The 23,081-nt window shown below is 62.0% G+C and carries 19 protein-coding genes; 10 read left to right on the forward strand and 9 right to left on the reverse strand.

Annotated elements, in window-relative coordinates; all coding sequences use genetic code 11:
* Positions 1-28 precede the first annotated feature (28 nt).
* From IB275_RS18570 to IB275_RS18580, 3 genes are all read left to right on the forward strand, one after another.
* On the forward strand, positions 29-832 hold the full coding sequence (locus tag IB275_RS18570) for an NADPH-dependent F420 reductase (RefSeq protein WP_138216966.1): 804 nt from the start codon (positions 29-31) through the stop codon (positions 830-832).
* A 192-nt stretch (positions 833-1,024) separates the two neighbouring features.
* The gene (locus tag IB275_RS18575; RefSeq protein ID WP_138216967.1) at positions 1,025-1,723 is read left to right on the forward strand and encodes an NADPH-dependent F420 reductase; all 699 of its coding nucleotides are present in this window, start codon (positions 1,025-1,027) and stop codon (positions 1,721-1,723) included.
* Positions 1,724-1,776: 53 nt separating this feature from the next.
* Positions 1,777-2,544, forward strand: a complete 768-nt coding sequence (locus tag IB275_RS18580) for an SDR family oxidoreductase (RefSeq protein ID WP_138216968.1) — start codon at positions 1,777-1,779, stop codon at positions 2,542-2,544.
* A gap of 175 nt (positions 2,545-2,719) precedes the next feature.
* Here IB275_RS18580 and IB275_RS18585 read toward each other — a convergent pair whose 3' ends face one another.
* Both IB275_RS18585 and IB275_RS18590 read right to left on the reverse strand, forming a co-directional pair.
* Positions 2,720-3,718: an NAD(P)H-dependent flavin oxidoreductase gene (locus IB275_RS18585; RefSeq protein ID WP_192294840.1), complete on the reverse strand. Its 999-nt coding sequence runs from the start codon at positions 3,716-3,718 to the stop codon at positions 2,720-2,722.
* 179 nt (positions 3,719-3,897) lie between these two features.
* Positions 3,898-5,073: an MFS transporter gene (locus tag IB275_RS18590; protein WP_192294841.1), complete on the reverse strand. Its 1,176-nt coding sequence runs from the start codon at positions 5,071-5,073 to the stop codon at positions 3,898-3,900.
* Between the two features lie 145 nt (positions 5,074-5,218).
* Here IB275_RS18590 and IB275_RS18595 point away from each other — a divergent pair, with 145 nt between their 5' ends.
* Positions 5,219-6,127 (forward strand): LysR family transcriptional regulator, encoded by a 909-nt coding sequence (locus IB275_RS18595; protein ID WP_151188431.1) that lies wholly within the window; start codon positions 5,219-5,221, stop codon positions 6,125-6,127.
* Between the two features lie 168 nt (positions 6,128-6,295).
* Here the strand turns inward: IB275_RS18595 and IB275_RS18600 are convergent, their stop codons facing one another.
* The 3 genes from IB275_RS18600 to IB275_RS18610 all read right to left on the reverse strand — a co-directional run bounded on the left by IB275_RS18600 (position 6,296) and on the right by IB275_RS18610 (position 8,889).
* Positions 6,296-6,916 carry a tyrosine-type recombinase/integrase gene (locus tag IB275_RS18600; protein ID WP_192294842.1) on the reverse strand — a complete coding sequence of 207 codons (621 nt, stop codon included), beginning with the start codon at positions 6,914-6,916 and terminating at the stop codon, positions 6,296-6,298.
* A gap of 148 nt (positions 6,917-7,064) precedes the next feature.
* Positions 7,065-7,904, reverse strand: coding sequence for an SDR family NAD(P)-dependent oxidoreductase (locus IB275_RS18605; protein WP_192294843.1), 840 nt, complete (start codon positions 7,902-7,904; stop codon positions 7,065-7,067).
* Between the two features lie 55 nt (positions 7,905-7,959).
* Positions 7,960-8,889 carry an alpha/beta hydrolase gene (locus IB275_RS18610; RefSeq protein ID WP_192294844.1) on the reverse strand — a complete coding sequence of 310 codons (930 nt, stop codon included), beginning with the start codon at positions 8,887-8,889 and terminating at the stop codon, positions 7,960-7,962.
* 117 nt (positions 8,890-9,006) lie between these two features.
* On the opposite strand from IB275_RS18610, the gene IB275_RS18615 reads away from it, so the two are divergent.
* Positions 9,007-10,023, forward strand: a complete 1,017-nt coding sequence (locus IB275_RS18615) for an AraC family transcriptional regulator (protein ID WP_192294845.1) — start codon at positions 9,007-9,009, stop codon at positions 10,021-10,023.
* Positions 10,024-10,257: 234 nt separating this feature from the next.
* Positions 10,258-10,671 carry an Imm50 family immunity protein gene (locus tag IB275_RS18620; protein ID WP_192291629.1) on the forward strand — a complete coding sequence of 138 codons (414 nt, stop codon included), beginning with the start codon at positions 10,258-10,260 and terminating at the stop codon, positions 10,669-10,671.
* A gap of 233 nt (positions 10,672-10,904) precedes the next feature.
* Here the strand turns inward: IB275_RS18620 and IB275_RS18625 are convergent, their stop codons facing one another.
* Entirely contained in the window at positions 10,905-11,798 is an 894-nt protein-coding gene (locus tag IB275_RS18625; protein WP_192294850.1) for an NAD(P)/FAD-dependent oxidoreductase, read from the reverse strand.
* Positions 11,799-12,079: 281 nt separating this feature from the next.
* On the opposite strand from IB275_RS18625, the gene IB275_RS18630 reads away from it, so the two are divergent.
* From IB275_RS18630 to IB275_RS18645, 4 genes are all read left to right on the forward strand, one after another.
* Positions 12,080-12,700, forward strand: a complete 621-nt coding sequence (locus IB275_RS18630) for a TetR/AcrR family transcriptional regulator (protein ID WP_192294851.1) — start codon at positions 12,080-12,082, stop codon at positions 12,698-12,700.
* Between the two features lie 70 nt (positions 12,701-12,770).
* On the forward strand, positions 12,771-13,892 hold the full coding sequence (locus tag IB275_RS18635) for an efflux RND transporter periplasmic adaptor subunit (RefSeq protein ID WP_192294852.1): 1,122 nt from the start codon (positions 12,771-12,773) through the stop codon (positions 13,890-13,892).
* Positions 13,889-16,972 carry an efflux RND transporter permease subunit gene (locus IB275_RS18640; RefSeq protein ID WP_192294853.1) on the forward strand — a complete coding sequence of 1,028 codons (3,084 nt, stop codon included), beginning with the start codon at positions 13,889-13,891 and terminating at the stop codon, positions 16,970-16,972. The genes IB275_RS18635 and IB275_RS18640 overlap by 4 nt, the downstream gene beginning before the upstream one ends.
* Before the next feature lie 394 nt (positions 16,973-17,366).
* Complete coding sequence (locus tag IB275_RS18645) at positions 17,367-17,645, forward strand: hypothetical protein (RefSeq protein WP_192294854.1); 279 nt, start codon at positions 17,367-17,369, stop codon at positions 17,643-17,645.
* A 110-nt stretch (positions 17,646-17,755) separates the two neighbouring features.
* Here the strand turns inward: IB275_RS18645 and IB275_RS18650 are convergent, their stop codons facing one another.
* From IB275_RS18650 to IB275_RS18660, 3 genes are all read right to left on the reverse strand, one after another.
* Positions 17,756-20,293: a fused MFS/spermidine synthase gene (locus IB275_RS18650; protein ID WP_192294855.1), complete on the reverse strand. Its 2,538-nt coding sequence runs from the start codon at positions 20,291-20,293 to the stop codon at positions 17,756-17,758.
* Between the two features lie 97 nt (positions 20,294-20,390).
* The gene (locus IB275_RS18655) at positions 20,391-21,965 is read right to left on the reverse strand and encodes an arylsulfatase (protein ID WP_192294856.1); all 1,575 of its coding nucleotides are present in this window, start codon (positions 21,963-21,965) and stop codon (positions 20,391-20,393) included.
* Positions 21,966-22,073: 108 nt separating this feature from the next.
* Positions 22,074-23,072, reverse strand: a complete 999-nt coding sequence (locus IB275_RS18660; protein ID WP_192294857.1) for an HAD family hydrolase — start codon at positions 23,070-23,072, stop codon at positions 22,074-22,076.
* Positions 23,073-23,081: the final 9 nt, after the last annotated feature.

Below are 23,081 nucleotides of genomic sequence, written 5' to 3' on the forward strand. Positions count from 1 at the left end.
TCTTATCGTTGATATAGGGACCACTAAAATGACCCAAACAATCGGAATCATCGGCTCAGGCTTGGTTGGCAAAGCCGTCGCACACCTGGCGGTCGCGGCGGGTATCCACGTTGTGGTGAGCAACTCGCGGGGCCCTGAGTCGCTCTCGGAATTGGTGAGCGAACTCGGGCCACTCGCACGGGCTGGCACTGTCGAACAAGCCATCGCCGCGGCGGACATCGTGTCGTTGGCCATTCCCCTGGCCAACTTCGAGGCGTTACCGGCGGACAAGCTCGTCGGCAAAATCGTCATCGACCAAACCAACTACTATCCCGGCATCGGCGGTTTTCGCCGAGCCGATCTGGACAACGGCGAGCTGACTTCCAGCGAGCTGGTGCAACGGCATCTGCCCGGGGCAAAAGTGGTCAAGGGCATTCACAACCTGGGCTGGATTCACATGCAACACAACGCCCGGCCCGCAGGTGATAGCGAGCGGACCACGCTGCCCATAGCCGGTGATGACCTGAATGCCAAAGCTACCGTGGCTCGTTTTGTCGAGGCCGTTGGCTACAACGTGGTGGACGCGGGTTTGCTCGCAGACAGCTGGCGCATCGAGCCCAATACTCCGGTCTACTTCTGGCCCTATGCCCCTACCATCGCGCCAGGCTTGTCCGATGACGAAGCAAAAAGGGTCTATCAACAGAGCGGCACACCCATTACCCCGGAACAGGTCCGCCAACTGATCCTCAGAGCCGAGCGCCCATCCCCCATCGGCGGCACACTGGAAGGGATGCCGCCGATCCATATCGCCCTGTTCCTTGAGCTGGCCAGCGCCAATACAGTCCAGCGATAACCTCGTCCGGCCGGACGCGTCGTTGCAGGCGTTCGGCCCCTCCACCGGGCATCCCGGCCATTTCCGCTCAGATTCCCGCGCCGAAACTGATGCTCCTGGCGACAACAGTGTTTGGATTCTTGTCCTATTTATCCAGTTTCATTGCAGTTCTAGAGTGCCGTTTCTCTCAGCAGAAACGGATACATAACGCACATGAAGATAGGCATTTTGAATGCGGGCAATGTGGGTAGCCGGCTCGCCAGGGCCTGGGCTGCCACTGGCCATCAGTTGGTTCTTGCCAAAGACGGCGAGACGCGCAAGATCGCTCCGCTCCTGGCTGAACTGGCCGAGCGTGTGGCGCTCGGTTCCATCAAGCAGGCCGCAGCCTTCGGTGACGTGGTGCTGTTCTCGGTTTACTGGCCACGCACCGACGCCCTGATCGCCGAAGTGGGCGATGCGCTGAACGGCAAGATCGTGATCGAAACCATGAACCCGCTCGGCGTAACCGACGACTTTGTGCACTTCCACGACCGTGACTTTATGCGCGACAACTCGACCGCCGAGTACCTGCAGGAACGCCTCCCCGGCGCGCGGGTAGTCAAGGCCTTCAGCCTGCTAGCGGCGCCAGCTCTTGAAGCTGCGGCCTGGGCTTCTTCCCCCGTGCGCGCCAATGTTTTCTATGTCACCGACGACCAGTACGCCGGTCAGGTGGCGCGGCAACTGATCGAAGACGCCGGGTTTACCCCCATCAACGCCGGCCCTCTGAAGGTCGCGCGTCAACTAGAGCAACTGGGCGTCCTGCTGCATCAAGTGGCTGAGCATGAATACAACGGCGATGCCAATTTGCTCCGCCTGGGGGCCGCAATTGTTGAAGCCAACCCTGGCCCTATCCAGCGCGAACGCATCGTTTGAGCGCTGCACCTCACCACCTGCCCACACCCCCTTACTCCCTTGAGGACCCCAGAATGCCCCAGTCACTTGTTGGAAAAACGGCCCTAGTAACCGGAGGCTCGCGTGGCATTGGTCGTGCGATAGCTGAACGTCTGGCCAAGGAAGGTGCAACGGTTGCCCTTACCTACAATGCAAGCCAAGCTAGCGCTGAGGAGGTCGTCACTGCCATCAAGCGAGCCGGTGGTAACGCCTTTGCGCTTCACGCGGACCTTGTTGACGCCCATGCCATCGCGACGTTATTCGACGCGCTAGACAAAGCACTCATAGCCCACACTGGCAGCAATACTCTCGACATCCTGATCAACAACGCGGGCAACTCCGGCTGGGGCGGCCTCGCCGACGCAAACCCGGACAGCTGGGACAGGATATTCGCCGTCCACGCCCGCGCGCCGTTTTTCGTTGTCCAATCAGCATTGTGCCGGCTCGCTGATGGCGGACGAATCATTAACCTGTCTTCCAGTCTTGGCGCGCGCCCCTTGCCGGTGGTGCCCATCTACTCGATGGCCAAGGCCGCGATAAACAATCTGACTCATGCCTTGGCCATGGAATTGGGGCCACGTGGCATCACGGTGAATGCAGTGGCGCCGGGCTGGGTGCGCACTGACATGAACGCCGCCGTGCGCGAGAACGCCGACATGGTCACCGCCATCGAGGCTGATACCGCCTTAGGTCGATTCGGCGAAACTGAGGATATCGCTGCTGTCGTGGCATTTTTGGCTTCCGAGGAAGGCCGTTGGACTACAGCTCAAGTGATTGAGGCGAGTGGTGGGTACAAGCTCTAGCCGTGAGGAAGGAGGAACTCCGCGTAGTGCTTTTTGGCCCCAGCGAGACCTCTCCTGGATGGTGATTACGTGGGGCTGCTACTGCTTGGTCTTTACCACCACGAACGGCAGCAATGGGTCGGATTCTGCCGCCACTCCTTGGCAGCTTGAAACCCCAGATTGGAGATGTGTTCGCTCACCCATTGCAACGCAGACCTTCGAGGCGCCGCATCGCATGGCGCGCATCATCGAGCATCGAATCAAAAATGGCTTCCACGCTTTGCACGGCGTCGGCAAATACGATCGATGGGCCGTAATCGAGCATGCCTTGGCGGCTATCCCCTGTCTTGTAGGCTTGGGTGGTCAGCGTGCCCATGACGTGAGGGCGATAGCTTTCGAAATCGCTCGCTCCCGCTGCGTCCAATGCGGCGACAGCCTTGGCGCTGTCATTGTTGAGGACTCGGTGATGTTGCCGCAGGCCGGTCTTCACGATGATGCTTTCTGTGCCATCGCTCGCAACCAGTCGTTCCTGGTACTGGCGGTGAATCCACAGTTCCTCGGCTACCAGCATTCGCGACCCCATCAGGACAGCATCGCCCCCCATCAGCAGCGTCGCCGCCAGTTGGCTTCCGGTGCCGATCCCTCCACCGATAACCACCGGGATGGAAACCTCTTTCGGTGCATGGGCGGCTTGAACCATGCTGCTGATGCCGTAGGTTCCTGGATGGCCGCCGCAGTCGTTGCCAACGACGATCACCGCATCCACGCCAAGACGCGCGGCTGAGCGCGCGTAGCGAACCGCCGGAACCTTGTGCAGAACCTTGATGCCCGCTTCCTGCAGCGCCGGTAGAACAGCTTCCGGGCTACCACCCGATGTCTCGACACAGAGGACTTCTTCCTCGGCAAGAATCCTCATCTGCTGACGCAAGCGCTCGGTTGCGCCGGCCAGGCCAGAAAGGTAGAGATTCACCCCGAACCCTTTGCCCGAGGTGAGGCTGCGACACCGACGAAGCTGTTCGCGGAATTCCTCCAGATCGGGGAAGCCGGCAGCAACCACAAATCCCATCCCGCCTGCGTTGACCACCGACGCGACATAGTTGGCGTCTGACACCCCAGGCCCCATACCGCCACAAAGAATGGGATGAGGGATCCCGAGCATCTCGGTAATGCGAGTTCTGAAGAGCTGGTTACGCATGGGCACTCCGGTTCAGCGAAGAGCTGGGAAAAGGCGGAGTTAACCGCCCTTGGGGAAGAAAGCTGTGGTGTTCCGCCGACGCTCGGCGCGCCATGAGCTCAGGAACACCCTTATAGCTGAACACTTGTTCAGTAGTAAAGAGCACTCTCCCTCTGCCGAAGGCCCTCGCTAATCCTCGCTCAAGCCTGCTGCGGAAGGCCCATGGCTTCGCGCCTGTCGAGTGCGCCAGATACCAGGGCCAGTGCCAGAGCGCCGAGGGACAACAGTCCGCCGGCCCAATTCGGGGCAACCAGGCCGAAACCCGCGCTGATCACCCAGCCCCCTACCCAGGCGCCGATGGCATTGCCCAGGTTGAAGAGGCCGATGTTCACAGCGGCGGCAAGGGTAGGAGCGCCCGCAGCCGCTGCCTTATCCAGAACCAGCTTCTGAATGGGCGACACGGTGGCGAAGCCAAAGCCCGCCATCAGCGCAATGCACAAAACGGACATCCACTGGCTGTGAGCGGTATACGCGAAGACGAACAGGACGATCGCCTGAGCGAGCAGTGTGATGTAGAGCAGCGGCATCAGTGAGCGATCGGCAAAGCGCCCGCCGAGAGAATTCCCGGCAAACAGACCGATGCCGAAGGCCATCATCAGCCATACAACTGCGGACTCAGAGAAGCCGGCGACTTCCGTCATCATGGGCGCAATGTAGGTGATTGAGGTGAAGAACGAAGCTGGGCCGAGAACGGTGATACCCATTGCCAGCAGTACCCTGGAGTTCTTGAACGCTGCCAGCTCCTGACGAACGTTTGCACCTTTGCTCCCGCCGACATCGGGAATCATGTAGACCACCGCTAGCAAGCCGATGATGCCGATAGCGGTGATAGCGTAGAACGTCGCCCGCCAGGAAATGAACTGGCTCAACCAGGTGCCGGCAGGCACACCGAGCAGGGTGGCCAGCGCCATACCCGAAAACATGAAGGCAATCGCGCTGACCCGTTTGTTGGGAGCTACCAGTTCAGCGGCGAGGATCGAACCTATACCAATGAAGGCCCCGTGGGTCAGCGAGGTAATCACTCGGCCGAGCAGTGCCATTGGGAAACTCGTCGCGGCGGCCGTCATGAGATTTCCCAGGACGAAGAGAACCATCAGGATCGCGAGCATCCGTTTACGCGGCAGCTGTCCGCCCAGAATGATCAACAACGGTGCGCCGAGAAAGACGCCCAGTGCATAGGAGGTCGCCAGGTACCCGGCTTGTGGGATGGTGATGCCATATTCGGCCGCCATTTGCGGCAACAACCCGGCGATGACGAACTCGGTGGTGCCGATCCCGAACGTTCCGATCGCGAGGGCCCAGATAGCGAGGGGCATTGATAGTGTCTCCATAAACGAGTGAGAGCCGACCAGGTGATGGAGAGCCGGCCAGCGCGTGCTCGAGATTCTATGGATGACTTTCAGCTCGATAAACGCGCTACTTATTGTCACTATGTAGACTTCAGGTCTACAGAGACTTCCCATGCTCCCCATCGAATCGTTGAGCGGAATCACCACCTTCGTGGTGGCGGCTCGCGCACACAGCTTCACGGACGCCGCTGCGCAGTTGGGCGTGTCCAAATCTGCGGTCGGCAAGTCGATTGCCCGCCTGGAAGAGCGGTTGGGGGTAAAGCTGTTTCTCCGTACGACGCGGCGAGTGACATTGTCTGCCGACGGTCAGGCTTACTTCGCGGCCTGCTCCGCTGCCCTGGAGGAAATAGGCGCCGCCGAGAACAGCCTGGGGGCCCGTGCCATGAGTCCATCCGGTCGCCTGCGCATCGACATGCCGGTGGTCTTCGGACGCAAGGTCATGATGCCGATTCTGCTGGAGATCGGGTGTCGGTATCCCGATCTACATTTCACGATGACATTTGCCGATCACCTCATTGATCCGATCGAGGAAGGCGTTGACCTGGCGATCCGTTTCGGGGAGCCGAAGGACTCGACTGAATTGATCGCACGCCGCTTGACCAGTCAGCGTTGGGTGATCTGCGGTGCGCCGAAGTACCTCGAAAAGCGCGGCACCCCGGTCACTCTCGATGACCTCGAGCTTCATCAGGGTATCGTAGGGTATCGGCGCGACCAGCCCTTATCCTGGCGGGTTTCAATCGAGGGGGCGGCACAACGATTCAGCCCTCCGGCGACGCACCAGCTCGGTGACGGAGATGCGATTGTCGACGCAACGCTTGCCGGTCTGGGGCTGTGCCAGATTCCGGAGTCACTGGTACGAGAACACATCACCGAAGGGCGTCTGGTGACAGTACTGGATGAATTCACCCAGGATCTGATCGACGTCCATGCGGTCTGGCCAAGGGCGGCCCATTTGCGGCCGAAGGTCAAGTGCGTTGTCGAGACGCTGGTGGAATTAGGGAGACTAGGGCAGTTGGGCTGAGCAGGTGAACTCTGGCTACAGCAGGTCACATTGCGGACGTCCGTTTCCCGCCAGAAGCGGGCATATACCAACGCCGCCCTGGGCGAGCCGCCTGCGTGCGTCCGCTATGGGTCGCTAGCTGCCGCAGGAGGCGCCGGCTCGAAGTCCGGCGCCAACGTGGGAACTTAGTCAAACCTCAGTCTGCTCCGCCATCTCCAGAGCGTCATCTACCTCAATCCCCAAATACCTAACAGTGCTCTCCAGCTTCGTATGACCGAGCAGCAACTGCACTGCTCTCAGGTTTTTCGTTCTGCGATAGATCAGCGATGCTTTGGTTCTACGAAGCGTATGAGTTCCGTATAGCGTGGGGTCGAGACCTATCGTGGTTACCCAGCCTTTAACAATGCGGGCGTACTGCCTTGTCGATAGGTGAGCTGAGCGTCGAGCACGGCTGGGAAAAAGAAAGTCGTCGTTGCGACGGTGAGCTGCGCGGATCCAAGCTTCAACCGATGCTCTTGTCTGAGCGGTGATTTCGAACTGCACCGGTCGCTGGGTCTTCTGCTGCATCACGATCGCGCGCGTCGATACATGATCACCATGAGCTATGTCTCTGACGCGCAGCTTCGTTAAATCGCAGGCTCGTAGCTTGCTGTCGATGGCCAGGTTGAACAGCGCCAGATCACGATCCTTGTTTGCGATTTCCAATCGCACCCTTATAGCCCAGATATCCCTGAGTCTTAGCGGCGCTTTTTGCCCGACGAGTTTGCCCTTGTTCCAAGGTTCGCGGGCTTTCGCTTTGGGTGTGGTCATGATTCGTCCTCCACATCGGTGAAGGACCAGGGTGCATCGCGCGCGATATCACAGGCGGAAGCGGGCATTGGCCGGCTTAGCACCAACCGAAGTATCAGCAGTCGATCTCTCATTTGGTACACCTTTGAAAAGACCGACTGCGAGAGCATCAGGACGCGTTTCCGCCACGGGAAAACTGCACCGCCTCATCGACTCTTCCAGCGTCGAAGCCGATTCGCTCGATGAGCCTGCGGAACAATCCAGGAGCCTTAGCTACCAGGCTGTTACTGCCCGGAACCGTTACCAGGTCTCGCCGACGCTCGATGCAGTCGACCAGGGCGTTCACCACCTGCTCCAGCGAGACGAACCTCCAGATGCCTTGGTGGTTGTTCCACACCAGTGTGCTGCAAGGACCGTCGACGACCGCGTCCATCATGGGCGTCTGGAAGAACGTGGGATGAAGCGAACCGACACCGACGCCCTGCGACCGCAACTCCAGGCGCGCGCTGTTGCACATGGCCCAGACCCCGGCCTTGCTGGCGGTATAGTGGGCGTTGAGCGGCGAATGCACGAACGCCGCCATTGACGAAATGGCCAGCAGATATCCCTGGCGCGGCTTCACATAAGGCAGCGCGGCCCGGAAGGTACGCCAGACACCGTTAAGGTTGATATCGATATGGCGTTCGAAGCTGGTAGGCGTGATCGCTTCCAGGCTCTCGGGCGAGCCAATGCCGGCCCCGGCGATCACCACGTCGATTCCGCCGAAGTGCCGTGCGGCCTCATTCATGGCGATTTCCAGACTTTCGATCGAGCGCACGTTGGCCACCCAGCCGGCGGCAACCTCCGGACCACCCAGGGCGGCCGCCAGTGCATTCAGACCGTCCAGATCGAGGTCCAGCAGCACCAGCTTCGCTCCCTTGGCGCGAAGGGCTTGCGCAGCAGCTCGACCGAGGCCACCAGTGGCTCCCGTGATGGCGATGACACGACCGTTCAATGAGTAGCGCTTCATGAATAAACCTTCTCTTGGCGGATAACGGAACTGGCATGAGGGTTGAGTTTGTCGCTCACACATGCGCCTTCACGACTGAAGTGACTGGCACATTGCGCTGGAGGAAGTCGAGCTGGTCGCGTACCACCTGCTCGAAGGCCTTGCCGACGTAGATCGCGAAATGCCCGTGCGGATAGCGCTGTATCTCATGCCGAGGCGCCCGCTCGGCGTGGCGCAGCGTCTGCTTCGCGGGTGCCACGCTGTCTGGATCGCAGACGCTGAACAGCACGGGAGCCAGGATTTGGGCCGCTTTGCGGCCGGGGTAGTAGCGGATGATGTCCAGAGCGAAGCGTGCCGTTACCTCGTTGCGGACCCGTGCTCCCGGCGCAATCAGCGCGTGATATCCATCCCACGAATCAGGCGAGGTCATGAACGCCGTATCACCCGGCCGACCGGCCAGGGGAACCAGAATTGGCCGAGCTCCCAGCCAGGAACCCACTCGGTCTGCCACAGCCAGCACGGTGAGCTTGAGCGACACCAGTGGTTGCGTGGCAAGGCTCGAAGCCAGCCCGTCGGTGAAGGGGCACTGGGAAATGACACCGGCGACCTTGCCATCCTCGGCTGCGGCAGCCAGCACGTGCCCGCCACCGAAGGAAGTCCCCCAGAGAACGACCCGCTCGGCATCGACACCATCGAGGCGGCGGGCATAGGCAATGGCCGCCTTCCAATCCTCGAGCTGACGCTGGATATCGAGCAACTGGCGGGGCTCGCCCTCGCTGTCGCCGAAGTGGCGGTAGTCGAACACCAGGCAGGCATAACCCGCCGCAGCGAAGCGCTCCGCGAATGCGGGAAGCCGCATCCTGCGGGTGCCACCCAGCCCGTGCGCCATGACCACCACGGGTGAAGGGCCGGAACCTGGTGGATGGTAGAGATCGGCCACACACTGAACGCCCCCGGAAAGGAAGCTCCTTGTCGTGGGGGCCAGGAGTTCAGTGATCTTGCTCATGGGCGGTATCCATTGGAATGGCGGGTGGCGGCCATTCTCGGAAACGCTGGGAACTGCGGCTTGACGCTACCCGTCTAGCGGCTTGACACTTTGCGCCAAACAATAAGAGCAAGTCCGATGAGCCAGCCTCTGTACCGGCGTGTGGTGCCCGAAACTTACGTGCAACTGCTCTACGAATATCTGGAATCCTTCGGGCATGACCCGGAACGGGCACTTGGCGAGCCTTGGCCCGCATCTGCCTCCGGAAGTACCGGTGGAATCGACGTAGAACGCTGGGACTATCTGCTCAGGACGGCATCGGCGTTACTGGGCGATCCATTGCTTGGCCTCCATGTGGGCCAGACCATCACCGCCCGGCACCTTGGCGTACTCGGATCGGTACTGCTCGCCTGCGGAAATCTTGAAACCGCGCTGCAACGCCTGGAGCGCTATCTGCGCCTGGTGTTCGACGTTATCCCGATGAGCCGCCGCGAAGGTACGGACTGGTTCGAGCTGGTCTGGGATACCGGCCAATACCAACCTGGACCGTTGGTGAGCGAGACGGGCACCGTTGCCATGGTGCAGTTCTGCCGCGCTCTGGTTCGGGGCATCGCTAAACCGCTTCGAATCGACTTCAATCATCCCGGTCCTGCCGACAGTCGTCCCTACGAGGCCTTCTTCGGCTGCCCGGTTCGCTTTGGTCAGGCAGAGGCTGTCCTGCGCTTTTCCAGGAAACTGCTCGAACTGCCGTTGAAGAGTCCTGATCCGGCGCTGGTCTCCATTCTGGAGCAGCATGCTGAACACCTGCTGGAGCAGTTACCCCGGCAGGATGAAATCGTGGAGCAGACGCGCAAGGCCATAAGCCGATCCCTGCGCCATGGCGAGCCGAACGTCGAACGGATTGGCAGTGAACTGCATCTTTCCTCCCGCACGCTGCAGCGCCGTTTGCAGGAAGCTGGCACCAGCTTTCGCAGAGAGCTGAACCTGGTCCGCCATGAGCTCGCCCTCTCCTATCTGCGCGACCCACGTCTGCAGATCGTGGATATCGCCATGCTGCTGGGCTACTCGGAGCACAGTGCATTCACCCGCGCGTTCAAGGAGTGGTGTGGACAAAGCCCGCAGGAAGCCAGGCAAATCAACTCGGGCAGCAGTTGAGTTCGAGGGCCCGAGATTTGTGCTTTATAGGCACGGCAGGGGCGCTATGGGGCGGTAGCGGCCTCTCGCCATGGGCAGCAACCGGCCAGAAGCGGACATTCGACTTTCTCCGTTTATAACCAGTGACTGCCTTTCGGATTAGGAGCCCAAAGCTGCTTCCGCCTGCCCAAAGCGAATTGGGGCACCCGTTCTGCATTGGTTAGACTGCAGCATCGTTCTCAAGGAAAGCCTCTTATGGAAAGCCCAGGTTGCGTTCAACACACCGAGAAAGTAATCGAAGCGCTGGGCTACTGGCCTGGCTTTCATGATGCGGAAGTGATTTCGGTGTCTGCCACCAGGGCCATGGCTGGCCATCCGGTTGCCACGTCAGCACGGCTCTGCGTCAACGTTCGCCAGTACAAAGAGGTCGGTGCAGGGACCGCAGACTACGAAATGGTCTGTATCAGGAGCGTCCTGATTGAATTCTTGTTCAGCGATCTGCAATACCTGTCTCTTGAGGATTTCAATCACCAGAATGTCATTGATTTGATTGAATTTACTGTCTTGGAGAACCAGTCCATCGAAGTGAATGTTGCGTCCATATGGGGGCTAGGTGGTGTTATCAGGTGTGCGAGGGTCGAGGTAGGGGATGTCACACGCCTGCTTTGAATCCTGAGTGGCCGAGCCAAGAGTGCATCGACGCGCGACCGTCCGCTATGGGTCGGTAGCGGCCTCTCTCCAACGGCAACTATTGCCAAGAGCGAACGATGAGATAGTAGCTGTTGAGGAAGAGAAAGATTTCGTAACCCTGGCTCTGCAATTTGGTAAGCATTCCGCCCTCGTCAGGGCTTATAGGCCAGCCTCCAAGGCTATGACGCAATCAGATAAGGGAACCTGTGCTCTCAGACCAACATCGACTGCTGGGCAAAGATTCCCGCCATCGCGCCCTGCGATGATGCCTGGGTGACCGATGGCAAGAAGGGTGTCATGAGATCGCCGGCGGCATAGATGCCGGGCGTGCTGGTTTGGCGGCGCTCGTCGACCTTGAGGACAATACCGGTGGGAGTCTCGACCGTGGCGAGGCAAAGCGCTTCATGCAGGCCTGCGGACGGCCTGTTGCGCGGATGGGCGAACAGGATGTCGACCGCGACATTGCGGCGGGTATCGAGATTGACGGTGGTGCTGTGCCCCTTTTGATGGGCGATCTCGACGATCCGGCCATCGATGACAGGGATGTTTCGGCACGCCAGATCGGCCTGGATATCGGGCGCAATGTCATGACCATCGGCAAAGACAGTCAACTTGTCAGTCCAGTCGCCGAACAGCCTGACAGATTGGTGCGACTGCGGGCCGGACCAGACGAGGCCCCAATGCTGGCCGGCGACTTCAAAGCCGTCGCAATAGGGACAGGGCACGATGGACGTGCCCCAGCTTTCGGCAAAGCCCGGAACGTCAGGCATCTGGTCGGTGATGCCATAGCTCAGGATCAGGCGGCGCGCACCAAGGCTTTCGCCTTCACCAGTGAAGACGGAGAAATCATCGATGGTGCCGGAGATGCTGTCGGCCCGGGCGTTGACGAGCCTAATCGTGGGATAACGCGTCAGCTGCTGTCGCGCCTCGGCCAGGATATCCAACGGTGGCTTGTGATCGTGGCCGAGCAGACCGTGCGAGTGGCCGGCGAAGCGATTGCGTGGCAGGCCGGTATCGAGAACGGTGACGTTGCGGCGGGCTCGGCCAAGCTGCAGGGCGGCGGCAAGGCCGGCAAAGCTGCCGCCGATGATGATGACGTCATTCATGGTGATGGGCTCCGCGTTGTGGATGGATGGGCGCCGGAATTTGCGTTCCCCCTTCTTAGCTACGCGATCGGCTCGTTGCATGTTGGAATACTCCAACAAACTCGATCAGCCCAGGCTGCTGAAGAAGGCCACCTGCACGGATTGCCGGCTGATCATCGCGATATAGAGGTGCCTGGCAGGTATGGCCTTCTTCATTGCCGGAGGAAATCCGGGCGATTGTGACCATAATACATTTTGGTCACAAGTTGTCCATCCCCTGACGGCTATGTAGGCTATGGCGCATGAACAAGACACGCACAGCAAAAACAACCACCCGTGGGCCAGCGGATCATGAGGTGCGCGATCAGATCGTGGCCGCAGCCACCGAGCACTTCAGCCGCTATGGCTACGAAAAAACCACCGTTTCCGACCTCGCCAAGTCGATCGGATTTTCCAAGGCCTACATCTACAAGTTCTTCGAGTCCAAGCAGGCCATTGGCGAAATGATCTGCTCGAATTGCATTAGCCAAATAGAGTCCGAGGTCCGGGCCGCTGTCAGCGAGGCTGATCGGCCGCCAGAGAAGCTGCGCCGCATGTTTAAGGCTCTTGTGGAGGCATGCCTGCGCTTGCTGTTTCACGACCGTAAGCTCTACGAAATTGTCGTGTCCGCAGCTTCCGAACGCTGGCAGGTGACTTTCGAGTATGAAAATCTCATCGAGGAGATCATCCAGGACATCCTGCAGCAAGGTCGGCAGAGCGGCGACTTCGAGCGCAAGACCCCGCTCGATGAAGCCACAAAGGCGGTCCACCTGGTTATGCGCCCGTATTTCAACCCGCTACTTCTGCAATACAGCCTCGACTCCACCGACGAAGCTCCCGTCCTGTTATCCAGCCTGGTGCTCCGTAGTTTGTCGCCGCAATGATTGTGACCATTGACTAAATTGGTCACTAGAGACAAAGTGAGGTTCCCTACCTCCTTGCGATGGGCTCCTCATGCGTCGGCGCAGCCTCCTTCTGTCCACTCTCATCGGTGTAACCCCGATCGCGCTGATCGCCTGCGGCGAAAAAGCGCCTAACGACCCACGTACTGACGCCCCCCTGGTGCGGGTTGCCGTTCCCCAGTCCGCAGTGCCCGCACCGCGCTCGTTCACCGGCATTGTTGCGGCACGAGTCCAGAGCGACTTGGGCTTTCGTGTCTCCGGAAAGGTGCTGGAACGGCTCGTCGATACCGGCCAATCGGTCAAGCGCGGCCAGGTCCTGCTCCGTCTCGATCCGGTCGATTTGAAGCTCGCTGCCCATGCGCAGCGCGAAGCAGTGGCCGCTGCCCGGGCGCTAGCGAAACAAGCAAGTGAAGATGAGGCGCGCTACCGAACCCTGCGCGGAACCGGCGCGGTATCGGCATCTGCCTATGCCCAGTACAAAGCCGCAGCGGACACGGCGCGAGCACAACTCAGCGCGGCCGAGGCTCAAGCCGAGGTCGCCGCCAATGCGACCGGGTACGCCGACTTGCTGGCGGACGCCGACGGCGTCGTCATGGAGACGCTCGTCGAGCCTGGCCAGGTTGTGAGCGCCGGGCAGCTTGTTGTTCGGGTGGCCCATGCCGGGCCTCGTGAAGCGGTTGTCCAGCTGCCGGAAACCTTGCGTCCAGCGGTTGGTTCATCTGCCCGCGCCACGCTGTTCGGCAAAGACAACGTCAGTGTCGTGACCAGCCTCCGCCAGCTCTCGGATGTCGCCGATCGGCTGACTCGTACTTTCGAGGCGCGGTATGTGCTCGATGGTGAACTGGCCCAGGCACCGCTTGGCACCACTATCACCGTTCAGATCGCGACGGGCATGGCGCAGGAGCAGGCGCAGAACGATCTGCAGATTCCGATTGGCGCGCTGTACGACGAAGGCAAAGGCCCGGGCGTGTGGGTCATTCAAGGCAACCCGGTAAAAGTGTCCTGGCGGTCTGTCAGGGTGCTGAGCCTCGATGATGAGCATGCACGCATCAGCGGCGCGCTCAAGCACGACGACCGGATCGTTGCGCTTGGCGCGCACTTGCTGCGCGAAGGGCAGCAGGTGCGGGTGGCGGGTCAGGCCGAGGTTGCTGCAGTCGAGGGTGCCTCGCGATGAGTGGAGGCCGCTTCAACCTGTCGGCGCTTGCGGTGCGCGAGCGCTCCATCACCCTGTTCATGGTTTGCCTCATCTCTTTGGCGGGCCTTGTCGCGTTCTTCAAACTGGGGCGGGCGGAGGATCCGGCGTTCACGGTCAAGGTGATGACCATTGTGACGGCCTGGCCCGGCGCGACCGCCCAGGAGATGCACGGCCAGGTCGCAGAGAAGATCGAGAAGCGCTTGCAGGAGCTGCGTTGGTACGACCGCAGCGAGACCTATACGCGGCCAGGGCTGGCGTTCACCACCCTGTCGCTGCTCGACAGCACCCCGCCTTCGGAGGTCCCCGAGGAGTTTTACCAGGCCCGCAAGAAGATCAGTGACGAGGCGAAGACCCTGCCCGAAGGCGTCATCGGCCCGCTGGTCAACGACGAGTACTCGGACGTCACCTTCGCCCTGTTTGCGCTCAAGGCCAAAGGCGAGCCGCAACGCCTCCTCGTGCGCGATGCGGAATCGCTGCGCCAGCGCTTGCTGCACGTGCCCGGCGTGAAGAAGGTCAACATCATCGGTGAGCAGGCCGAGCGCATCTTCGTCGAGCTGTCTCATGAGCGCTTGGCGACCCTGGGCATCGGTCCGCAGGAAGTGTTCGCCGCGCTCCATGGGCAGAATGCACTTACGCCGGCAGGTTCGGTTGAAACCAGGGGGCCGCAGGTCTTCCTGCGAATGGACGGCGCCTTCGATGAGTTGCAGAAAATCCGCGACACGCCGGTGATTGCGCAAGGTCGCACGCTGAAGCTGTCGGATGTCGCCACCGTCAGGCGCGGCTACGAAGACCCGGCGACCTTCCTGATTCGCAATGGCGGCGAGCCGGCCCTGCTCCTGGGCATCGTCATGCGCGAGGGCTGGAATGGCCTCGACCTCGGAAAGGCCCTGAACGACGAGGTGAGCGCCATCAACGGCGAGCTGCCGCTGGGCATGAACCTCACCAAGGTCACGGATCAGGCCGTCAATATCAGCGCCTCGGTCGACGAGTTCATGATCAAGTTTTTCGTCGCGCTGCTGGTGGTCATGTTGGTGAGTTTCATCAGCATGGGATGGCGCGTGGGTATCGTGGTGGCTGTCGCCGTGCCGTTGACGTTGGCGATCGTCTTCGTCGTCATGGCCGCAACGGGCAAGAACTTTGACCGCATCACCCTGGGCTCCCTGATTCTCGCCCTGGGATTGCTGGTGGACGATGCCATCATCGCCATCGAGATGATGGTGGTGAAGATGGAAGAAGGCTTCAGCCGCGTCCAAGCGTCCGCGTATGCCTGGAGCCACACAGCAGCTCCAATGTTGTCCGGCACATTGGTCACCGCTGTAGGCTTCATGCCCAATGGCTTTGCCCGATCCACGGCGGGCGAATACACCAGCAACATGTTCTGGATTGTCGGTATCGCGCTGATCGCTTCGTGGCTGGTTGCCGTGGTGTTCACGCCCTATTTCGGGGTCAAGTTGCTGCCCGACTTCAAGAAGGTCGAGGGCGGCCATGACGCCATCTACGACACCCCGCGCTACAACCTCTTTCGCCAGCTGCTCGGTCAGGTCATCGCTCACAAGTGGAAGGTCGCCGGTGCGGTAGTCGGGCTGTTCGCAATGGCGATCGTCGGGATGGGCGTGGTCAAGAAGCAGTTCTTCCCTATCTCCGATCGCCCCGAAGTGCTGGTGGAGGTGCAGATGCCCTATGGCACCTCCATTGCCCAGACCAGCGCGGCCACCGAGAAGGTGGAAGCCTGGCTGGCTCAGCAGAAGGAGGCCAGGATCGTCACGGCGTACATAGGCCAGGGCGCACCCCGCTTCTTCATGGCCATGGGGCCGGAACTGCCGGATCCATCCTTCGCCAAGATCGTGGTGCGCACCGACAACCAGGACGAGCGCGAAGCCCTGAAACTTCGGCTGCGCCAGGCAATCGCCGACGGGCTGGCCAACGAGGCGCGGGTTCGGGTCTCGCAACTGGTCTTTGGCCCGTACTCTCCCTACCCGGTTGCGTACCGAGTGACCGGGCCGAACCCTGACAAGCTTCGCGAAATAGCGGCCGACGTGCAGCAAGTCATGGAGGCCAGTCCGATGATGCGGACGGTCAATACCGATTGGGGTACCCGCGTACCCTCGTTGCACTTCACTCTGCAACAGGACCGTCTGCAGGCAGTTGGCCTGACCTCCAGCGCCGTCGCACAGCAGTTGCAGTTCCTGCTGAGTGGGGTGCCGATCACCGCTGTGCGCGAGGACATCCGTACCGTACAAGTCATGGCGCGCGCAGCCGGCGATATCCGCTTCGACCCGACCCGGATCATGGACTTCACGTTGGCGGGCGCCGATGGGCAACGCATCCCGCTATCGCAAGTGGGCGATGTCGAAGTGCGCATGGAGGAGCCGATCATGCGCTGGCGCGACCGCACGCCGACGATCACCGTACGGGGCGACATTGCCGAGGACCTGCAGCCGCCGGATGTCTCGACCGCCATCAGCCAACAGCTCCAGCCCATCATCGAGAAGCTGCCAAGCGGTTATCGCATCGAACAGGCCGGGTCCATCGAAGAGTCGGGCAAGGCGAGCAAAGCCATGCTGCCGCTCTTCCCGATCATGCTGGCTGCCACGCTGATCATCATCATCCTGCAGGTGCGTTCGATTTCCGCGATGGTCATGGTCTTTCTGACCAGCCCGCTGGGGCTGATTGGCGTGGTGCCCACTCTGATTCTTTTCAACCAACCCTTCGGCATCAACGCCCTGGTCGGGCTGATCGCGCTGTCCGGCATCCTCATGCGCAACACGCTCATCCTGATTGGGCAGATCCGCTACAACGAAGCGGAGGGGCTAGCCCCGTTCCAGGCGGTTGTCGAAGCCACCGTACAGCGCGCCAGACCGGTGATCCTCACCGCACTGGCCGCTGTCCTGGCCTTCATTCCGCTCACCCATTCTGTTTTCTGGGGAGCACTCGCTTACACGCTGATCGGCGGTACCTTCGCTGGAACTGTCCTGACTCTGGTCTTCCTGCCAGCGATGTATTCCATCTGGTTCCGGATACACCCCGTCAGTCATGCGCCAATCGCGCAACCTGCATAGCATTAGCCCGCATTCCTGCCGGCAATTAAAAACGGTTCTAGACCGGGTTCTTGGTGGCGTCTCGCTGCGTCCACTACGCAGGCACAAACCACAATGTATTCCGGCAGGAAAGCTCTTTTGCGGGAGGCAGCAATCGGCCAGAAGCGGTCGTTCGACGTAATGCCCCGAATCGTCGACAATCGTGGTCAGAACGATTCTCTGCGGCTTGGATGGCAGTTTCGTTGGCCAGCTAGCGGATCGTTACCGCGGACCCGCGAACACGTCAGCCTCTTATGTGATGGCTCTTATGAGTATCTACCGCCGACACGATATAAATCCTGAGTGGGAACCCAACCCCTGGGACATGGAAGGGACGGCTGTCGACGCACAGGAACTAGGCTTTCACGAGCGAGCGATGAAACCAATCCCTTGGACGTGCGCTCCATGGAGCGATTTCCCTCCGTCAGGCATCTTTGGTCATGATCGCGACTGGTTCGTCTCGAATGACATCGCTTTTTACGCGACCTTCGACGGCGAAGAGCTGATTCTGATCCAAAACACCTGGCATGGTTTCCCAGACCCTCCAGAATGGGGGCTGGCCTCGCGACAGGCGGATCAGGTCGGCGCTCCATGGTCACAGTGGGGTCATTTCCCCGATCTGCCACATTCGTGGGTGATGCCGGAGTCGGTGTAGCTCTCGCTGAACGGCCCGCTATGGGCCCCGTTCTTGGCCGCTCCGGCAGATTCCTCTATGGGTCGAATACTGCCAGTAGCAACGAACCGCAGTCGGCCAGCCACGCCCCCTCAAGGGGCGCCGAGGAACCAGCGGTAATAGGGGTTGTCGCCATCATCCAGCGCCACCTGCCGGGCGTCCCGCGCCCAGCTCTGGCGGTCGCCGCGGTAGGCGCTCAGGCTCAGGTCGTAGAAGCGCCGCAGCCGCAACCAGTTGTCGTTGACCGAGGCCTGGACCGAAGGCAGGGCGTTCTCCAGCGGGGGCGCCGTGCGCAGGGCCAGCAGGGTTGGCAGCACGCGGGCGATCTCCTTCGGGCGTACCCAGGGCGCGTACTCGATGCGCGGGTGATCGTCGGTCACTGGCAGCGCATCGCTGGCGTAACGTTCCAGTCCGGCGCGGTCGGTGACCCAGGTGGCCAGCAGGGCTTCGACCGAGTCGACCCCAACCTCCCCCAGCGCGGCGGCGACTTCCGGCTGCTCGAAGCGCTGGCGGATGTTCGTCACGTCCAGGTGCAGCGGCTGCAGCGAGCCCACCAGCAACATCTCGTGGAACTCGGTGGTCCATAGCGTGGCGTAAGGGAATACGTCGATGAAGCTGCGCACCAGCGAGCGGCTTTCCTCGTCGTTCTGCGTCGGCAGCGGCAGCCACTGGGCGACCACACCGCCCTCCTCCAGGCGCGAGGCGGCCAGTTGGTAGAAGTCGCGGGAATACAGGTTGACCACCCCTGCGGCCGAAGGCGGCGGCGGCTCCAGGGTGATCATGTCGTAGCGCTCGGCGCTGCGCAGCAGCTCGCGGCGGCCATCACGCAGGCGGATGTCCAGGCGCGGGTCGTGGAGGGCGTCGAAATTGCCCTTGAAGCTCGGCGCGGCGGCCAGCACTTCCGGCAGCAGCTCGGCCACCACCGGATGTTGCAGGTCGCGGTAGCGCAGCATGGCGCCGGCGGTGATACCGGTGCCGAAGCCGATCACCAGCGCCGAGTGCGGCTCGCCGTTATGGATCAGCAGGGGCAGCAGTGCCTGCAAGCGCATGTAGCGCAGCGATGGCATGGCATCGCCGGTGTTGGAGACGCCCTGGATGTAGAGGCGGTGGAAGCGATTGTCTCCCCTGCCCTGCTCGATGACTGCCACGGTGCCGCCGCGACCCTCGGCATAGAACCCGATCCGCCCGTTTCGCGCGCCCGGCATCAGCTCGGCCAGGTGCTGCGGCGGCGTCAGGGCGCCGATTGCCACGGCCAGCAGCGCCGCGGCGGCGACGCCAAGGCGCAGCTGCCTGCTCACCCCCTCGCCACACCAGACGGCCAGCAGGCCGATGACGGCAGCCAGCGTCCCGAGCACTGCCAGCGTTCGAACCAGCCCCAGCCCAGGGACGAGGACGAAGCCCGTCAGCATGACCCCGACGATGCCGCCCAAGGTGTTGAGCGCGACCACCACGCCGACATCGCGACCAACATGGTTTCGATCCACCGAGAGCCGCAGCGCGATGGGGAACGCCGCACCCAGCAGGGTCGTCGGCAGGAACACCACGCACAGCGCCGCCACCGCGAAGCGCGCGCACATGCCCGCCAGCTCGCTGCCGCCAGCTTGCATCACCAGCCATTCGACGCGGGTCTGCAGGCCGATCAGCCAGGTACCGAGACCGGCTATCTGCGCAATGGCCAGCAGCCCCGCTGCAGCGATGAGCAGGCCGAACAGGCCCCAGGGATCGCGGATGCGGTCGGCGCGCCGGGCATACAGGGCGCTGCCCAGTACCAGGCCGCAGAGGTAGGTGGCCAGGACCACCGCGAAAGCGAAGGTGCGGGTGCTCATGAACTGAACGATGGATTGCGTCCAGACCACCTCGTACCCCAGCGCAACCCCACCGGCAACGCAGTAAAGCGCTATGGCCAGGCGTGCCGCGCGGCTGCGTGGGGCGCTCGCCGGCGCGTCCTGCGCCGTGACCCGGGCCCTCTGCTGGCGGATCAGCAACGCCCCGGCGGCGGCGAAGAGATTGAATACAGCCGCCGCGCAGGCGCTGCCCAACACGCCCAGCCAGGGCAGCAACACGAACGCGGCCAGCAGCGTGCCGGCAATGGCACCCGCCGTATTGGCCGCATAGAGGCCTCCGCCGGCGCGGCCCATCTGCCCTTCGACGGGCTCCAGCGCGCGCACCAGCACCGGCAAAGTACCGCCCATGAAGAAGGCCGGCACACCGACCAATACGAACGGAAGCGCCCAGGCCAGGGGACCGAACGCCTCTTCGAGAAATGCAAAGGCGCTGGCGGCATTGGCCAGCGCGACGGTGGCGGCGACGCCCAGCAGCGCCACCAGGAATTCCAGACCGGCGTACAGTCGCAGCGGCCGCTCCTGGCGATCCGCCAAGCGGCCGAACGCCAACCCGCCCAGGGCCAGCCCGGCGAAGAAGGCACTGATTGCGGTGGTGACGGCATACACCTCCACCCCCACCACCAGGGACAACTGCTTGACCCACAACACCTGGAACACCAGCGCCGCTCCGCCCGAGGCGAACAGCAGCAATGCCGGCACCCAGGCCGCGAGCCCAGCTTTCGATTGGAGCTGCGTCGGGGTGGCGCGACGGGTGTTCATCGGGGACGAGCTGACCGCTGAAGGCATCGAATCAACCTTGTCTGACAGAAAAGCCCCCGCGATAGCCAGGCTATCGCGGGGGATGGGTCGGGCGCCCCGATTCGGGCGCCCCGGTTGTCGCTCACTACTTGGCGCCCTGCTTCATCTTCGCTTCGATCTTCGCGTCAACTTCCTTGCGCACCGACTCGATGCTGAAGCTGGCCGGTTTCTGGCTCGGCGGGTACTCGACGAAGGTCTGCAGGAAGGCGGCCGCCTTGCGTTCGCCCTGGAACAGCAGGTAGTCGTTCTTCGCCAGCCAGTCGTAGTACTGGTCGGAGACCGTGTCTGCGCGCTCGTACGGGTCCATCCGCAGGTTGAACAGCTTGGGCACCCGCAGGCAGGTGAAGGGCTCGCTCCAGACCTTGAAGCCGCCCGGCGCGCGCTGCTCGCAGAACACCAGTTTCCAGTCGCCGAAGCGCATGCCCACCAGGTCGCCGTCATCGCTGAAGTAGTAGAACTCGTTACGGGCGCTCTTATCGGCCTTGCCAGTCAGGTAATCCAGCTGATTGAAGCCGTCCAGGTGCACCTTGAAGTTCTTGCCGCCGACATCCGCGCCCTTGAGCAGACGTTCCTTGATGTCGGTATCGCCCACTGCGGCGAGCAAGGTCGGGAACCAGTCCAGCCCCGAGAACATCTGGGTGGAGACGGTGCCCGGCTTGATGTGGTTCGGCCAGCGGATCATCGCCGGAACACGGTAGGCGCCCTCCCAGTTGGAGTTCTTCTCGTTGCGGAATGGCGTGGTGGCCGCATCCGGCCAGGACCACTGGTTCGGCCCGTTGTCGGTGGTGTAGACGACGATGGTGTTGTCAGCGATCTTCAGATCATCCACCGCCTTGAGCAGCTTGCCGACATCGCCGTCGTGCTCGAGCATGCCGTCGGCGTACTCGTTGCCCGGCATACCGCTCTGCCCCTGCATGGCCTCGCGCACGTGGGTGAAGGCGTGCATGCGTGTGGTGTTCATCCAGACGAAGAACGGCTTGTTCGCCTTCACCTGTTTGTCCATGAAGTTGATCGCAGCCTGGGTGGTGTCGTCGTCGATGGTCTCCATGCGCTTCTTGTTCAGCGGGCCGGTGTCCTCGATCTTGCCGTCGGCAGTCGCCTTCAGCACACCACGGGGCGAGGCGGCCTTGGTGAAGGCCTCGTCGTCCTTGGGCCAGTACGGACGCTCTGGCTCCTCCTCGGCGTTGAGGTGGTACAGGTTGCCGAAGAACTCGTCGAAGCCGTGCTTGGTCGGCAGGTATTCGTCGCGGTCGCCCAGGTGGTTCTTGCCGAACTGGCCGGTGGCGTAGCCGTGGGCCTTGAGCGCCTGGGCGATGGTGACATCGCGGTCCTGCAGGCCGACCGGCACGCCGGGCATGCCGACCTTGGACAGGCCGGTACGCAGCGCCGCCTGGCCGGTGATGAAAGTGGAGCGGCCGGCAGTGCAGCTGTTCTCCGCGTAGTAGTCGGTGAACATCATGCCTTCCTTGGCGATGCGGTCGATGTTCGGCGTCTGGTAGCCGACCACGCCGAAGGCGTAGGCACTGATGTTGGTCTGGCCGATATCGTCGCCGAATATCACCAGGATGTTCGGCTTGTCCGCCGCACTGGCGATCGAGCACCCCATTATCGCCGTCGCCGCGAGGGCGAACCGCGATATCCATCTTCCCGTGCGCTTCATTGGTGTTTCTCCCTTCCAGTTACTCATCGTTTGCCACGACTGCGTCACTGGAGATGCCGACTACCTGGCTGGAAATCCCCGTGTCCCTGCGGTTTGCCTGTTGGCTTGCTATTGGTCGAACGGATAGATCCGCTTCCACTCCTTTGCCATGTCCACTACTACCCAGTCCTTGTTCTTTGCCATGTCGAGCGCCTTGTCCAGGCGCCCGACCTTGCTCTGCCGGTCGTAGGCCCACTCGCGTGTTTCATCGGTGTGATGCACCAGGCCGGCAAAGCGCAGCCCTTTGCCCGCGGTCGTCCACTGCAGCATCTGCAGGTCGCCGTCGGAGTTGCCGAAGGCCAGGATCGGCCGACGGCCAATGATGCTGTCGATGCTCTCCGGCTTGCCGGGGCCGTCGTCGTTGTGCACCAGCTTGGGCAGGCGCTGGATCGACAGCTGACCGTCGCGGTCCTCGAAGCGGCTGCCCAGGGTGGTGCCGATCACCTGTTCGGGCGGGATGCCGTAGACCTCCTCGGCGAAGGCGCGCATGAACGCCACTTCGCCGCCGGAAACGATGTAGGTCCTGAAACCGTTGGCGCGCAGATAATCCAGCAACTCCAGCATCGGCTGGAACACCATCTCGGTGTAGGGCTTGTGGCTGCGCGGATGGCGGGCGCTGGCCAGCCAGCTGCGGGCGTTGGCGATGAACTCGTCGGTGCTGACGCCCGCATGGGTGGCGGCGACTATCTCCAGGATGCCCTGCATGCCGCTGTCGGCCAGGGCCTTGTGGTCGCCTTCGAGCACCGCCTTGAACGGCTGCTTCTCCTTCCACTCAGGGTGCTGCGGCGCCTGCCGTTTCACTTCGTCCAGGGCGAAGAGCACCTGGAAGTACATCGGCTGCTCGCTCCACAGGGTGCCATCGTTGTCGAACACGGCGATGCGCTCGGCCGGCGGCACGAAGTCCTTGCCGCCCTGCTGGGTCACCGCCTCGACGAAGGCGACAATGGCCTGCCGCGAGGGGCCGTCGTTCCATGAGGGCAATGCGTCTGCCGCGCGGACCAGGAACGGCATGCCCAGGAGCAGCAGGAGCAGCCAGCGGGCCATCGGTTGAGCGAGTTTCGAATGCATGTCACATCC

The organism is Pseudomonas sp. PDM21 (assembly GCF_014852505.2).
Classification (GTDB): Bacteria; Pseudomonadota; Gammaproteobacteria; order Pseudomonadales; family Pseudomonadaceae; genus Pseudomonas.

What these genes read in the sequence shown, in the direction of transcription:
- IB275_RS18655 (WP_192294856.1), bottom strand. Translation starts at nt 21,965, where the DNA reads ATGAAGCGCACGGGAAGATGGATATCGCGGTTCGCCCTCGCGGCGACG.
- IB275_RS18615 (WP_192294845.1), top strand. Translation starts at nt 9,007, where the DNA reads ATGAGCCAGCCTCTGTACCGGCGTGTGGTGCCCGAAACTTACGTGCAA.
- IB275_RS18620 (WP_192291629.1), top strand. Translation starts at nt 10,258, where the DNA reads ATGGAAAGCCCAGGTTGCGTTCAACACACCGAGAAAGTAATCGAAGCG.
- IB275_RS18600 (WP_192294842.1), bottom strand. Translation starts at nt 6,916, where the DNA reads ATGACCACACCCAAAGCGAAAGCCCGCGAACCTTGGAACAAGGGCAAA.
- IB275_RS18585 (WP_192294840.1), bottom strand. Translation starts at nt 3,718, where the DNA reads ATGCGTAACCAGCTCTTCAGAACTCGCATTACCGAGATGCTCGGGATC.
- IB275_RS18570 (WP_138216966.1), top strand. Translation starts at nt 29, where the DNA reads ATGACCCAAACAATCGGAATCATCGGCTCAGGCTTGGTTGGCAAAGCC.
- IB275_RS18590 (WP_192294841.1), bottom strand. Translation starts at nt 5,073, where the DNA reads ATGCCCCTCGCTATCTGGGCCCTCGCGATCGGAACGTTCGGGATCGGC.
- IB275_RS18650 (WP_192294855.1), bottom strand. Translation starts at nt 20,293, where the DNA reads ATGCCTTCAGCGGTCAGCTCGTCCCCGATGAACACCCGTCGCGCCACC.
- IB275_RS18625 (WP_192294850.1), bottom strand. Translation starts at nt 11,798, where the DNA reads ATGAATGACGTCATCATCATCGGCGGCAGCTTTGCCGGCCTTGCCGCC.
- IB275_RS18595 (WP_151188431.1), top strand. Translation starts at nt 5,219, where the DNA reads ATGCTCCCCATCGAATCGTTGAGCGGAATCACCACCTTCGTGGTGGCG.
- IB275_RS18580 (WP_138216968.1), top strand. Translation starts at nt 1,777, where the DNA reads ATGCCCCAGTCACTTGTTGGAAAAACGGCCCTAGTAACCGGAGGCTCG.
- IB275_RS18640 (WP_192294853.1), top strand. Translation starts at nt 13,889, where the DNA reads ATGAGTGGAGGCCGCTTCAACCTGTCGGCGCTTGCGGTGCGCGAGCGC.
- IB275_RS18660 (WP_192294857.1), bottom strand. Translation starts at nt 23,072, where the DNA reads ATGCATTCGAAACTCGCTCAACCGATGGCCCGCTGGCTGCTCCTGCTG.
- IB275_RS18575 (WP_138216967.1), top strand. Translation starts at nt 1,025, where the DNA reads ATGAAGATAGGCATTTTGAATGCGGGCAATGTGGGTAGCCGGCTCGCC.
- IB275_RS18605 (WP_192294843.1), bottom strand. Translation starts at nt 7,904, where the DNA reads ATGAAGCGCTACTCATTGAACGGTCGTGTCATCGCCATCACGGGAGCC.
- IB275_RS18645 (WP_192294854.1), top strand. Translation starts at nt 17,367, where the DNA reads ATGAAACCAATCCCTTGGACGTGCGCTCCATGGAGCGATTTCCCTCCG.
- IB275_RS18635 (WP_192294852.1), top strand. Translation starts at nt 12,771, where the DNA reads ATGCGTCGGCGCAGCCTCCTTCTGTCCACTCTCATCGGTGTAACCCCG.
- IB275_RS18630 (WP_192294851.1), top strand. Translation starts at nt 12,080, where the DNA reads ATGAACAAGACACGCACAGCAAAAACAACCACCCGTGGGCCAGCGGAT.
- IB275_RS18610 (WP_192294844.1), bottom strand. Translation starts at nt 8,889, where the DNA reads ATGAGCAAGATCACTGAACTCCTGGCCCCCACGACAAGGAGCTTCCTT.